Here is a 13,268-nt window from a genome sequence, read left to right on the forward strand (position 1 = left end):
ATGCTGTTTTATAAATTATCTTATATTCCTTCTTCTATATCTTTAAATAATTTTACACTACACTGATTTTCTAAATGTTTTCCAATATGCTTTTCCATCCAAACCATGTCATACCATCTGTTAAATTTATAACCACATTTATGAAATTGTCCTACAAGACTATATCTAAGCTTTTTATGAAAAGCTACACTATCTTTTGTAAGATATTCATCTTCCTTTTCAGGATATCCAATACAAGCATTCAAATTCAAAATTCCCTGAGCCTTTAAAATTTTTTCTAATTCATTATATAGCTTTTTTCCAATTCCCATTCTTTTTTTATTCATTTTCACATATATAGATGTTTCAACAGCCCAGTCATAAGCTGCTCTTTCTTTAAAAGGACTTACATATGCATATCCTAAAATTTCACCTTCATATTCTGCTACAAGATACGGATATTTTTCTAAAACACTTTTTATCCTTCCAGCAAATTCTTCAACTGATGGAACTTCATATTCAAATGTAATTGCTGTATTCTCTACATATGGTGCATAAATCTTTAAAAGTTCCTCTGCATCTTCTAAACGTGCAGTCCTTATTTTTATATCATAATTCATAATAATATTGTCTCCTTTTAAAACATTAAATAATAAAATCTTCTTCAATGTACTCTAGTATTATATTTATGATTATTATACATCTTTACACTACTATAAATATCAAAATACATCTAATCGCTAGCTATTTATTAATCAAATTAGAAATTTTATATGATAATAATACCACCAGATAAATATAAAAGCCACAGAAATATGATGAATGAACTTATTTCTATGGCTTTAATAACTATGGATATTAAATATATTTTTATTTTAACACACCTATTTTTTATCCTGAATAAAAAACTCTATTTATTTAGTAATTTTATTGTTCTTAATCATACCCATAACTATTTTTTCAGATGTTATAGGCAAAGTTCTTATATTAACTTTAGTTGCATTATATACAGCCTGAGCAATAGCTGGTGATGGAGTATTTATAACAATTTCTCCTATAGATTTTGCACCAAAAGGTCCTGAAGGCTCATAGCTGCTTTCAAATTCAACTCTTATATTTCCAACATCAAGTCTTGAAGGGATTTTGTATTGAAGGAATGAATCATTTCGCATTTTTCCTGCTTCATTGTAAGTTATATCTTCATATAAAGCCATTCCAATTCCCTGTGCAATACCTCCTTCAGTCTGAACTCTTGCAAGATTTGGATTTATAACAGTTCCACAGTCAACAACTGCAACAAAATCAATTATTTCAACTGCACCAGTATACATATCTATTTCTGTTTCAACCATACCTACCATAAATGGTGGTGGAGATATTGGTGAATAATTTGTTTCACTTGCACTTATTGTATTTACTCCTGCCACATAGCTTCTATTGGCTAAATCCTTTAAAGTAATTTCTTTAGTACCATCTAATGAAACCACTTTTCTTCCTTCAAAAATAAGATCTTTAACAGAACAATCAAGTTCTTTGGATGCTTCATCAAGAATTTTTTTCTTTAATGTTTCACAAGTCTTAACAACAGCTCCCCCTGTTATATAAGTAGTACTTGATGCATAAGATCCTGTATCATATGGTGACTGATCTGTATCAACTCCATGAACAATTATATCATCAACATCACAGTCTAAACAGTCAGCTGCCATTTGTGACAGAATTGTATCACACCCTGTTCCCATATCAGCTGCACCAATCATAAGAGTATAGAATCCATCATCATTTAATTTTATTTCAACAGCTGCAGTGTCTACATTTGAAATACCTGATCCCTGCATTGCAAGTGCCATTCCCACTGACCTTACTTTTCCGTTTCCCATATCCCTTGCTGGATATTTGTTATCCCAGTCAATCATTTTCTTTGCTCTTTCAAGACATCTATCAAGTGCACAGCTGTCAGCTTTTTCACCATAATAGGCAGGCATTATGTCGCCTTCTTTCACCATATTTATCTGTCTTAATTTAATTGGATCCATATTAAGTTCTGCTGCAAGTTCATTTACTGCTGATTCAACGGCAAATATTCCCTGTGTAGCACCATATCCTCTATAAGCGCCTCCGCCCATAGTATTTGAATAAACAACATCATAGTCAAATTTATAAGCTTTTGGAGTACTGTATAATGGCATTGATTTATGACCAGAAAGGCCTACAGTTGTTGGTCCATGTTCTCCATAAGCTCCTGCATTAGATAAGGTATATACATGAATTGCTTTAATTATTCCATTTTCATCAGATCCTAAACGCACCTTTATTTCCATTTCATGTCTAGGGCTTCCATTTGTAAAAGTTTCTTTTCTTGTAAATACCATCTTTGCAGGTTTTCCTGTCTTTAATGTAACTATAGCTGGAAATATTTCTGCAACAACGCTCTGTTTTGCACCAAATCCGCCGCCAATTCTAGGTTTTATTACTCGTATCTTTGATTTTGGTATTTCAAGAGCATTTGATAAAATACGTCTTACATGGAAAGGAATCTGTGTGGCACTTGTAACATTTAATCTTCCATATGTATCGAGTTGTGTAAATGCTCTAAATGTTTCCATCATAGCCTGACTATTTGCTTTTGTATGATATGTTTTTTCTATTACATGAGCACATTTTTTAAGTTCCTCTTCAACATTTCCATACTCAAATTTATCAGTAGCGCATAAATTTCTCTTATTATCTGCCCCAACATCACATAGAGCTTTAAAATCTTCTTCAGGATGAACTAAAATCTTGTTATCTTTGGCTTTTCTAAAATCTAAAACTGGTTCTAAAGCTTCATATTTAACCTTTATTAAATTCAAAGCCTTATTTACTGCTTTTTCGTTTTCTCCTGCTACAATTGCAACTGGATCGCCTACACATCTTAATCTTTTATCTAAAATAAGTCTATCATATGGACTTGGTTCTGGATAAGACTGGCCTGCCATTGTAAATCTTGATTTGGGCATATCTTTATAAGTCAGAATACATTCAATTCCTGGAACCTTTTTTGCTATAGAAATGTTTATTTCATCAATTAAAGCATGAGCATGAGGACTTCTAAGCACTTTAACTATAAGACAATTTGCTGGTGCTAAATCATCTGTATAAACTGGCTTTCCAGTAATAAGTGACATAGCATCTTTTTTTCTTATTCCTTTATTTACAAATTTCATATAATCAGTCCTCCTTAACCTCATTCAAATACTTTTTAACAGCTCTAAGCTGACTCATATACCCTGTACATCTGCATAAATTACCTGCTAAATAGTATTTTATTTCTTCTTCTGTAGGATTTTTCAATTCTCTTTTCATGGCAATAACATTCATAACAAATCCAGGACTACAGAATCCACATTGTTCAGCTCCTTCATCAGCCATAAATGCTCCAAATTCTTCTGCTTCTTTTTGCAGCCCCTCCAAAGTTGTAACATGCTTTCCATTAGCTTTGACTGCAAGAGTACTGCATGATAAAATAGGTTTTCCTTCTAAATGAACTGTACACAACCCACAATTAGCAGTTTCACATCCTCTTTTCACGCTGAAATATCCTTTACTCCTTACAAAATCAACAAGCATTATATCAGGTTCAATATTGTCTATATATAATTTATCATTTATCCACAATTTAATTTCCATATATTCCTCCTATTTTCATCTAAAATATATTGCACGGATTAATCATTCAATCAAATTTCATTATTATTCTTTTAAATAAATACAAATAATCTGCAACAATTCTTTTAATTTATCTATTTCAAAACTCCATCTATACTTCTTAATATAAGAGTCTGTGCTAATACTTTTCTATATTCCTTGCTTCCTCTCATATTACCTTGAAACTTCACATTTTTCATTATATATTTTATTAAATTGCTTCTTTCCTCTTCTGTAGGATTTTCACTTAAGAACTCTGTTCCATCTATACTAATAGCTCTTTGTGGCCTTGCTCCAATTACGATATTCCATTTGTTATCCTCTTTAGAAACTGCTACAGCAAGTGCAGGAATATCCGTTGCAGAATGTCTATGAGTAAGATAAAACACTCTTCTATTATCTTTTTTTACTATTATTCTGACTACAATGTCATTATCATAATCCATGTCTTTATATTTAGTTAATGGAATAATTCCACCTTTATATAACTCAACATATGAATCTAATGCAAGAAAACAAGTGAGAATATCAGAAAAACCAAATCGTGAATATATGCTTCCTCCAATAGTTGCACAGTTTCTAAACTGTACTCCTACTATATGAATTAATGCCTTAGAAATAGCACCATCAAAATAAGAATTTAAATTCTTATCTACCTCTAACTGCCTTAATGTACACATACATCCTATTTTAAAATATTCTTTATCTTCTTCAATAGTATCTAATCCAAGAGCTGACAAATCAATTGCTGTTTGTATATTTCTGCTTCCCATTTTAAGCCATCCTGTACCACCTAAAATAATATTGTTTCTCTTCTGATTAAGTTCATAAGCCTGTTCCAAGCTCTCTGCAACTACATAATTTTTGATTGTAAACAAATATTTTCCCTCCACACCTTGTACTTTTGTTTATGCCATAGAAAAATCCACTTTACCATATTTATAGCTAGTGGATCTTCTTTATATTAAAATCATTATAATAAATAATATATAAAAATTCAAATTTTTGAAAAATATTATATTTTTAATCTTAACTGCACTTTGTTGAACACTAAAAATCATCACATTTCCACATTGTCTGTATTATTCTGATTTTTTTCTTTTGGAAGTATAAGATTTAAAATAGTAGCAATAACAAATGTCATTATTATTCCATTTTCTGCAAATATTTGTCCTATATATGCTGGAAGCTGGCCTAATGATTCTGGTACATTTCCGATTCCAACACCAATTCCAATTGCTAATGCAACAATAAGTCCATTTCTTCCATCTAACCCTTCACGCATTAATGATTGAAGGCCACTTACAAAAATCATTGCAAACATTATTACTGCTGCTCCTCCTAACACTGACTGAGGCATTACAGATAATAGTGCACTTAATTTTGGGAAAAATCCTGCTAAAATTAAAAATACTGCACCTGTCATTATTACAAATCTATTTACTACCTTTGTAACTGCAACAAGACCTACATTCTGGCTGAATGATGTATTTGGTGCTATGCCAAATAACGCTGCAATTAAACTTGATACTCCATCTGCAACAACCCCTCCTGATAATTCCTTATCAGTTGCTTCTCTGTCAAGTCCTCCAACAGCAATTGCAGATATATCTCCAATTGTTTCCACTGTTGTTGCTACATACATTATGCACATTGAAATTATTGCATCCAGTCTGAATTCAAATCCCATTGCAAAAGGTTTTGGAAGGCTTATCCATACTGCTTCCTTAACTGCTGTAAAATCAACCATTCCCATACATACAGCCACAATATACCCTGTTATTATTCCAATGAGTATTGCTGATGATTTTACAAAACCTTTTGCAAAATTCTGAAGCACAACTATTACAGTTATTACTATAGTTCCTACAAGCAAATGTTTTGGTGACCCAAAATCTGCAGCACCTGCACCTCCTGCAAAATACTTTACTCCTACAGGAAGAAGTGATAAACCAATAGATATTACTACAAGACTTGTAACTATTGGTGGAAATAATTTTCTAAGTGGTTTTATAAAAAATCCTAAAATTATTTCAAGCAATGCTCCAATTAACGAAGCTCCCATTATAGCATTATACCCATAAGCAGAACCAATTGCTTTTTCTGTTCCAATAAATCCAGAACTTGTCCCCATTACTACTGGAAGTCCGCTTCCAACTTTAAAAAATGGATATAACTGAATCATAGTAGCTATACCTGCTACAAACATTGAATTCTGTATAAGTATAGATTTTGTTTCAATTGGAATATCTAAGAGTCCACACACAATAATAAGTGGTGAAACATTTCCTAAAAACATGGCAAGAACATGTTGAATTCCTAATGGAATTGCCTGCCCTAATGATACTCTTCCGTCTAATTCATAAATGCTTCCTTTTTTCATATTATCCCCCTAGTTTTTCCGAATATTTTATATTCTTTTCAACAAATTGTACGTATTTCTTTTGTATTTTATCATATTTCTACGAAAATGTGTAGACTTTTTTATTAATTGTACGTTTTTTAAATTTTTTTATTCTTATACTTCATGTAAAATTCAATATTCATTTGTTTTATATACATTTTCAAATTATTTTCACGAATTTTAATATTTTTTGTATATTAATTGATTCCTATACTATACATGATATAATAAAAAATGGGGTTTAGAATACTATTATTAAATTATGAACTTAAAATATGTTATAAACCAAATTAAAAAATATATATTTCAATTAAGGATGTGAATAAATACATGAAAGAAAAAATAAAATTGACCTCTCTTGCAAAAACATCAGGATGTGCTGCTAAAATTGGTGCTGCAACCTTAGAGAAAGCTTTAGAAACCCTTCCAAAATTTCAAAATTCCAATCTTTTAGTAGGATTTGATACAAATGACGATGCATGTGTTTATAAAATAAATGAATCAACTGCAATAATTCAAACAGTAGATTTTTTCCCTCCAATGGTAGATGACCCTTATACATTTGGTCAAGTTGCAGCCGCTAATGCTTTAAGTGATATTTATGCAATGGGAGGAAATCCTGCCACTGCTATGAATCTTCTCTGTTTTCCATCCTGTCTTGACCCAGCAATAATGCATGAAATCCTTGCAGGAGGATACAATAAGGTTTTAGAAGCTGGAGCAGTAATTGCAGGAGGACATACGATTGCTGATCCTATTCCCAAATATGGATTGTCAGTAAGTGGTTTTGCACATCCAAATGAAATTCTCACAAACAGTAATTCACAAGATGGTGATCTTATTGTTATTACCAAACCTATCGGCATAGGAATAATGAATACTGCATCAAAGGCAGAACTTCTTACAGATGCTAAAATAAAAGAAGTTTCAGACATAATGACAACCTTAAACAAACTTGCAAAAGAAAACACATTGGGACTAAAAGTAAATTCATGTACTGATGTGACTGGATTCAGTTTAATTGGACATAGTTTTGAAATGGCAAAAGGAAGCAATAAAACTATTGAAATATTTTCAGATAATGTTCCTATTATAAAAGATGCATTAAATTATGCTTCTATGGGAATAATTCCAGAGGGGATGTATAATAATCTTGAATATCTTAAAAAGAATTTTAAAACTGCTGAAAATGTACAACAAGAAACAATAGATGTTCTTCTTGATCCTCAAACTTCTGGAGGCCTTCTTTTATCAATGCCTGAAAAAGATGCTTTGGAATATGTATCAAGAATGGAAGAATTCACTCCATACTGCAAAATTATAGGACAGACTAAAGAGTTTACTGAAAAACATATAATTATAAAATAGCAAATAATGGGACTATGCCTAAAAAATAATGCATCAGCCCCATTATTTGAATTAAATCTCCAATAATAATTTATATATAACATAAATAATCATTCTTAATTATAAAGTTATCACCTTATCTACTTCTTTCATGGCATTGGATATATCATACATATTACTCACTTTTCCTGCTTTAAGTTTGTCTTCAAGATTATAGAAATTTAAACATGTTCCGCAGACCATTATTTCTGTACCCTTTTCTTCAATATCTTTCAAATGTTCTGCTGCCTGTTCATTTAATGTAGGAACTTTTACTCCTCCATTCATAAACAATATATATTTAGGAAGATTATCACTTTCACTCAATGTATAGAAAAACATCTTCATTAAATTTTTTCCAAGTTCATTGTCTCCCTCTCCTATTATTTCTTTTCCAATAAACACAGCCCAATTTCCTAATAAAGATTTATTATTTAATTTCGATAATATTTCATTGCATTCTTCACATTCTTTAGTAAATACTACTGAAAATTTATTTTCTTCCTCTTTTACAGTACTATAAAATCCTTGATTTTTAGCTAGTTTCTTAAGATTTTCAACTGCTATTTTATTATCTACTTCAACAATGAAAGAGTCTCCTCCATTATCAATTTCTTTTTTTGCCATTATAACTGGTATCGGACAATTTTTCCCTTTTGCATCAATTATTTTGTTCATTTTTTCTCCTTTTCTGTTCTTCAAATACATATTTTCTAATTAATAATACAATTTCTAATAATTAAAAATAACGTAACAAATTTTTTATTATCTATTTTCAAACTTAATAACATGGATTTTAAACGCCACATGCTTATTGAACTTTTATATATTCAAAAAATACTCTTACAGTTCCTCCACATATCATGCCAAGTGTAGAAGCTTTTGAATTAGATAAATTGTAAGATTCAACATGAGATTTTTTTAGTTTTATAAGTTCCTTTGCTTTTTCATAAACTGCATTTTCAACACTTCCACCACCAACAGTTCCAATAAAGGACCCATCTTTTAATACAAGCATTTTAGCTCCAATTCCTCTTGGTGAAGATCCTTTCTTTTCAATTATAGTAGCAAGTACCATATCTTCTTTTTCAGAACTTATTTTATTAAGAATTTTGTCTTCAATATTGCACCATAATTTTTCATTTTTTACTTTTATTATTTCTGCAAATATGCTTACAGATATTTCTTCAGGTGTCTGTGCACCTATTTTCAATCCTATAGGACTATATACAGTATCCAGTTCTTCCTGAGTATAGCCTTCCTCTTTTAACGAATTAAAAGTAATTGCAACCTTGCCCCTGCTGCCTATCATTCCTAAATATTTATGATTTGTTCTTAAAACTTTTTTCAAGCATTTTTTATCATCTTTATGTCCTCTTGTAACAATTACAATATATGTATTACCATTTACATTTTCTTTATTAAGAGCTTCTTCAAAATCTTCACATATAACTCTGTCCACATGAGAAAATCTTTCCATATTAGCAAACTCTTTTCTGTTATCTATAACTACAACTTCAAATTCAAGCATTTTACCCATTATGCTTAGAGGAAGTGCAATATGACCTCCTCCACATATTATAAGTTTAGGTTTTCCTGCTATATTTTCAAAAAATACTTCTTCATTCCCAATTTTATATAGAGATGTTCCACTATTTAAATCAATTTCATTAATGATAGTTTTTAAAAATTCATCCGTGCTGCCTTTATTAATAACTATTCTTTTTCCAAAATTCTCATTATTACTAACAACAGTGAGTACCTTTGCTTCTCCATTTTCATTTATTTCTTCTATCAAATTTTCATATAATTTATTCCCCATTTTAAGCTCTCCATCCATATGTCTTATTAATTTTGCTTATATGTTACAACTCTCGTTTATTAGCCAAAGTTAATATAGCTTCCAGAACTCCGCCTGCTATTGAACGTGCTTTATCTGATATGGTAAAACAATGTTTTTTCTCGCATCTAGGATCAATGTCACCACTTTTCATCCCTTTATAAACTTTAACTCCTTCTTGAAGCATTCCTCTTACAATTCCTGATATTTCTGCATAGATATATTTTTTTCTATATTCATCTGCTTTTTCAGAGTTTGTTTTCACATATGCTATTGTCTGTCCTTTTTCAACATAGTCTCCTATATTAACCATAGGTATAATAATTCCGTCTTCACATGACCTTATTATTCTTTCAACAGTATATCCTCCAATATTTCCTGGAATTCCTGTATCAGGTATAGCACTTCCATGATAAATAGTTCTGCCCAAATAATGTCCTCTTTGACTTTCAATAACACAATGACAGTCAGCACCTGCTTTAAATCCTGGACCTACAGCAATTACTACAGGAGCATCATTTATAAATGTTTTAGCACAGTTTACTTTACTTATAATTGCATCTACAACAATATCTGGCTTTATTTTTTTAACAGCTTTGCACTCTGGATCAATAATTACAGGTATATTACCATCATTTAGGACTTCATTTATTTCATTAAAATTATGAACTAATACCGCTTTTACACCTTCCACTTCAGTTTTTCCATCAAATACTGCTTGAGAAAAGGCTACTGTTCTTCTCACTGTAGTCGGCATCTCTATTTCAGTCATGACAATTGAAAATCCACATACTTTTAATCTGTGCGCTATACCTGTTGCCAGATCTCCAGCTCCTTTTATTAATATCATTATTTCTTTCTTCCTTTCGTTCATTCCTTAAAACTCGTAATAAGATTGTTAATTTTTTTTTCTTCTAATAAAGCTCCAATGATTTCTCCTCTTTTAAGAAACTCATCTGTATCACACTTGTTTATAACTGCAACATAAGTGACTTTGCCCTTTCCTTCAGATACTCTCTTTTCATCCAATTCTCTTAATCCTTTCATTGTGCCATTACTATCTGATAGTATCTTTGCAATATCATTTTCTGATATGATATGTTCTTCATCTGTGTTAAAAAAACTACATACAAGTTCTTTTCTATGGCACGCTTCATTTATGGTTTTTCCTATTGAGTCAATTCCAGAAACTCCAACAATAATATCTGTTCCATCAGCTATAACTGGTTCATAATCTGCTGGCACTTTTAATGGAAGCCTTTTTGATCCATCACTTTCTATAAGAACAAAATCACATAAAGCCAAAAGTTCATTATAATTTATATTTTCTAAAGCAGTAAATTTCTTATTATTTACAGGTTTTCCTATTACAGTTATAGAGTGTATATCTAAATTTCTTTTAATTTCAGTTAAATCATTAATTGGCAGAAAATATTTTTCACATATAAACATATTTGTAGTTGTAGTTATAATAACTTTCTTTCCAAGTTTTTTTAACTCTTCTGCCAAATTGAAGATTAAAGTAGTCTTTCCTCCAGCTCCAACAAAAGAAATTATATATTTTCTTTTTATATCAATCATAATACCTTTATATAAATTTTATAATTTCATAAGATGATTATTTTTATAATTAAATATCTTCACTTAAGACATTTCTCCAAATTCATGTTTTTTAATCAACTAAATTATATCAAAACAATCCGCATTAATATACAGTTTTCATAAGTATTTGCTAATAATTTTTTATGCACTGTTTTCTCTCTATATATTAACATAATACACTAACATATAAATTAAGAATATTAACTTAATATACTTTAAAGTTAATATTCTTAATCTACACACTTTATTTTAATTTGTAATGCCATACTCATCAAAAACCATATAATCTAGAATCGTTTCTTCATCATTTTTATTCATTCTATTCATGCATACTCCATTTGAATTTATTCTATATCCATCAATTACAGTATCATGTACCATTGCTCCATCTTGATCCAAGTAATACCAGGTTCCTTTGAAATTAAGCCATCCGGTTTTCTTTTTCCCTTCATTATCAAAATAATACCATGTTCCATTGAATTCTTTCCAGCCTTTTCGTATAGCTCTAATATTTTCTCCCATATTACTCACCTCTATTTCTATTGTATGATATTATTGATTCAAATATATTATTGACCTATATGTTAATTTTTATTCAATCAATCCATAAATATCTTATACAATATAATACAATTATCATGAGATGATTTTGGTACTGTTAGCAATTCAAATTTCAATATATGAATTATTACAATATTTTATTATTTTCAATAAATCTTCATATTCCAGAGAGATCGTAGCAGTATTTATATTTGGATGAACAAGAACTTTATGACCTCTTAATTCCTTATCCAGAATTACTACAACTTTAGAATTATCATTTAATATACCTAATGGAGTAACACTACCTCTTTTAAGTTTTAAATGATTATATAATTCTTCCTCAGAACCGAACTTAATTCTGCCACATTGGAGTATATGTGAAAGTTCTTTAAAATCTGCTCTTTTTTCTTCCTTAAGCATGTATATATAACATCGGTTGTTTCTATCTTTCAAAAATAAATTTTTACACCCAATACCGCAGATAAATTTTTCTACGTTCTCTGCATCTTTCACTGTATAAACAGCTTCATGCTCTACTTTGTCATAACTTATATTAAGCTTTTCCAAAAGCTCATAAACTTCATTCATCTGTTATACACCTTACTTTATCTATAATTATATCTGTTAATATGTTACATTGATTTCAGCCTTTCTTTTATGTATCCATCAACATTATCTTTTGGAATATTTAATGCAATAGCAAATTCGCCACATAAATATTCTTTCGCTTTTTTCAAATAATTTGCATCACTTGTAGACATTTTCTTGCCAGCAGATGCACATTTCTTTTTTCTTTCAAGAAGCGTCTTTATTATTTTTACAAAGCCACTACAGTCATAATGATGAATAATATCTTTAAATTGATTTTCTCTTTCTTTCATGTCATCAATCCAATTGACTTCTACTGAAGGAATATTTTCTATAATATTTTCTGCTTCTTCTTTTGTTATAACTTTTCTCATGACAATTTTTTCATTATCTACTGGTGCAAATATTCTTCCACTTTCATATATAGGTTCAAGAGTATAGTATTCTCTTTCAATATCAGACCTGCTTATTTCAGGTACACCTATATCTGCAACCCTACATACGCCATTTCCTCCATAAATAATATAGTCATCAACTTTAAACATATATTTTATCCTCCATTCTTTTAATTTCAAATAATACTACATAGTACATCTCAGCTGAAAATTTTTCAAAATTAATGCAAAATAAAAATCCCTGTTTTTACAAAAACAGAAACTTTTTGAATGCAATAATAAATTTTCTAAAAGTCTATGTAAATTATTTCTTTTTCTTCTATAATATATTTTAACAGAAAAAAATTTTTTTCGTAAGAACTTTTTTCTGTTAACACATTAAAATCAAAATATATTCACTCTCCATAAGGATAATAATGCTCTGCCTTAGATTGAAATTCCTTTAAATTACATATCTTCATAGAATCATTAAACTTAGCAATTGTAACACCATTAAAGCCCTCGATTTTTCCATCATACTCACATTTAAAATACCATTCTGCAATTGTAGTTTTATCACTTGAAATAATCTGATTAATGTCCCATTGCAAAACAGTTCCTCTGTCGTTCCACTCTTTAAACCACCTGAATAACTGATTAATTCCACGATATTCAGGTCCATAACATTCACTGTATACTATGTCATCAGAGAAAACTTCTTTTATTCCTTCTTTATTTTTTTCAAGCCAACATTGAAAATACTTTTTTATAATTTCCTCCATAATTGCCTTTCCTCCAAAACTTTATATAAAAAAGCATCTCTATATACTTCTGCTATTTTTAAAAATTATAAAATAAATAAAAA

Annotated in this window: 14 protein-coding genes; 1 reads left to right on the plus strand and 13 read right to left on the minus strand. The window is 29.8% G+C overall.

The genetic code is table 11. The features are described 5' to 3' along the window. Window positions 1-20: 20 nt before the first annotated feature. The 5 genes from Q0F58_RS03280 to Q0F58_RS03300 form a co-directional block, all read right to left on the minus strand. A complete protein-coding gene (locus Q0F58_RS03280) occupies window positions 21-599 on the minus strand; it encodes a GNAT family N-acetyltransferase (protein ID WP_294372541.1) in 579 nt (192 codons plus the stop codon). A 294-nt stretch (window positions 600-893) separates the two neighbouring features. After that, window positions 894-3,185: a xanthine dehydrogenase family protein molybdopterin-binding subunit gene (locus Q0F58_RS03285; protein ID WP_294372542.1), complete on the minus strand. Its 2,292-nt coding sequence runs from the start codon at window positions 3,183-3,185 to the stop codon at window positions 894-896. A 4-nt stretch (window positions 3,186-3,189) separates the two neighbouring features. After that, entirely contained in the window at window positions 3,190-3,648 is a 459-nt protein-coding gene (locus Q0F58_RS03290) for a (2Fe-2S)-binding protein (protein ID WP_294372543.1), read from the minus strand. Between the two features lie 113 nt (window positions 3,649-3,761). After that, entirely contained in the window at window positions 3,762-4,544 is a 783-nt protein-coding gene (locus Q0F58_RS03295) for a xanthine dehydrogenase family protein subunit M (RefSeq protein ID WP_294372544.1), read from the minus strand. 182 nt (window positions 4,545-4,726) lie between these two features. Beyond that, entirely contained in the window at window positions 4,727-6,049 is a 1,323-nt protein-coding gene (locus tag Q0F58_RS03300; protein ID WP_294372548.1) for a uracil-xanthine permease family protein, read from the minus strand. 351 nt (window positions 6,050-6,400) lie between these two features. On the opposite strand from Q0F58_RS03300, the gene selD reads away from it, so the two are divergent. After that, window positions 6,401-7,438, plus strand: a complete 1,038-nt coding sequence (gene selD / locus Q0F58_RS03305) for a selenide, water dikinase SelD (RefSeq protein ID WP_294372551.1) — start codon at window positions 6,401-6,403, stop codon at window positions 7,436-7,438. Window positions 7,439-7,537: 99 nt separating this feature from the next. On the opposite strand, the gene yedF is transcribed toward selD, so the two are convergent. The 8 genes from yedF to Q0F58_RS03345 all read right to left on the minus strand — a co-directional run bounded on the left by yedF (window position 7,538) and on the right by Q0F58_RS03345 (window position 13,185). Beyond that, the gene (yedF, locus tag Q0F58_RS03310) at window positions 7,538-8,134 is read right to left on the minus strand and encodes a sulfurtransferase-like selenium metabolism protein YedF (RefSeq protein WP_294372553.1); all 597 of its coding nucleotides are present in this window, start codon (window positions 8,132-8,134) and stop codon (window positions 7,538-7,540) included. Between the two features lie 133 nt (window positions 8,135-8,267). Further along, window positions 8,268-9,278, minus strand: coding sequence for an XdhC/CoxI family protein (locus tag Q0F58_RS03315; protein WP_294372556.1), 1,011 nt, complete (start codon window positions 9,276-9,278; stop codon window positions 8,268-8,270). Between the two features lie 43 nt (window positions 9,279-9,321). Next, entirely contained in the window at window positions 9,322-10,146 is an 825-nt protein-coding gene (gene yqeB, locus Q0F58_RS03320) for a selenium-dependent molybdenum cofactor biosynthesis protein YqeB (RefSeq protein ID WP_294372626.1), read from the minus strand. A gap of 20 nt (window positions 10,147-10,166) precedes the next feature. Then, window positions 10,167-10,877: a selenium cofactor biosynthesis protein YqeC gene (gene yqeC, locus Q0F58_RS03325; RefSeq protein ID WP_294372558.1), complete on the minus strand. Its 711-nt coding sequence runs from the start codon at window positions 10,875-10,877 to the stop codon at window positions 10,167-10,169. 270 nt (window positions 10,878-11,147) lie between these two features. Further along, entirely contained in the window at window positions 11,148-11,420 is a 273-nt protein-coding gene (locus Q0F58_RS03330) for a hypothetical protein (protein ID WP_294372560.1), read from the minus strand. 144 nt (window positions 11,421-11,564) lie between these two features. After that, window positions 11,565-12,029, minus strand: a complete 465-nt coding sequence (locus Q0F58_RS03335) for a prolyl-tRNA synthetase associated domain-containing protein (RefSeq protein WP_294372561.1) — start codon at window positions 12,027-12,029, stop codon at window positions 11,565-11,567. A 44-nt stretch (window positions 12,030-12,073) separates the two neighbouring features. Beyond that, window positions 12,074-12,574 (minus strand): CarD family transcriptional regulator, encoded by a 501-nt coding sequence (locus tag Q0F58_RS03340; protein ID WP_294372564.1) that lies wholly within the window; start codon window positions 12,572-12,574, stop codon window positions 12,074-12,076. 245 nt (window positions 12,575-12,819) lie between these two features. Further along, the gene (locus Q0F58_RS03345; protein ID WP_294372566.1) at window positions 12,820-13,185 is read right to left on the minus strand and encodes a nuclear transport factor 2 family protein; all 366 of its coding nucleotides are present in this window, start codon (window positions 13,183-13,185) and stop codon (window positions 12,820-12,822) included. Between the last annotated feature and the right edge of the window lie 83 nt (window positions 13,186-13,268).

The organism is uncultured Clostridium sp. (assembly GCF_934754915.1).
GTDB lineage: Bacteria > Bacillota > Clostridia > Clostridiales > Clostridiaceae > Clostridium.

What these genes read in the sequence shown, in the direction of transcription:
- Q0F58_RS03280 (WP_294372541.1), bottom strand. Translation starts at nt 599, where the DNA reads ATGAATTATGATATAAAAATAAGGACTGCACGTTTAGAAGATGCAGAG.
- Q0F58_RS03285 (WP_294372542.1), bottom strand. Translation starts at nt 3,185, where the DNA reads ATGAAATTTGTAAATAAAGGAATAAGAAAAAAAGATGCTATGTCACTT.
- Q0F58_RS03290 (WP_294372543.1), bottom strand. Translation starts at nt 3,648, where the DNA reads ATGGAAATTAAATTGTGGATAAATGATAAATTATATATAGACAATATT.
- Q0F58_RS03300 (WP_294372548.1), bottom strand. Translation starts at nt 6,049, where the DNA reads ATGAAAAAAGGAAGCATTTATGAATTAGACGGAAGAGTATCATTAGGG.
- selD (WP_294372551.1), top strand. Translation starts at nt 6,401, where the DNA reads ATGAAAGAAAAAATAAAATTGACCTCTCTTGCAAAAACATCAGGATGT.
- yedF (WP_294372553.1), bottom strand. Translation starts at nt 8,134, where the DNA reads ATGAACAAAATAATTGATGCAAAAGGGAAAAATTGTCCGATACCAGTT.
- Q0F58_RS03315 (WP_294372556.1), bottom strand. Translation starts at nt 9,278, where the DNA reads ATGGGGAATAAATTATATGAAAATTTGATAGAAGAAATAAATGAAAAT.
- yqeB (WP_294372626.1), bottom strand. Translation starts at nt 10,146, where the DNA reads ATGATATTAATAAAAGGAGCTGGAGATCTGGCAACAGGTATAGCGCAC.
- yqeC (WP_294372558.1), bottom strand. Translation starts at nt 10,877, where the DNA reads ATGATTGATATAAAAAGAAAATATATAATTTCTTTTGTTGGAGCTGGA.
- Q0F58_RS03330 (WP_294372560.1), bottom strand. Translation starts at nt 11,420, where the DNA reads ATGGGAGAAAATATTAGAGCTATACGAAAAGGCTGGAAAGAATTCAAT.
- Q0F58_RS03335 (WP_294372561.1), bottom strand. Translation starts at nt 12,029, where the DNA reads ATGAATGAAGTTTATGAGCTTTTGGAAAAGCTTAATATAAGTTATGAC.
- Q0F58_RS03340 (WP_294372564.1), bottom strand. Translation starts at nt 12,574, where the DNA reads ATGTTTAAAGTTGATGACTATATTATTTATGGAGGAAATGGCGTATGT.
- Q0F58_RS03345 (WP_294372566.1), bottom strand. Translation starts at nt 13,185, where the DNA reads ATGGAGGAAATTATAAAAAAGTATTTTCAATGTTGGCTTGAAAAAAAT.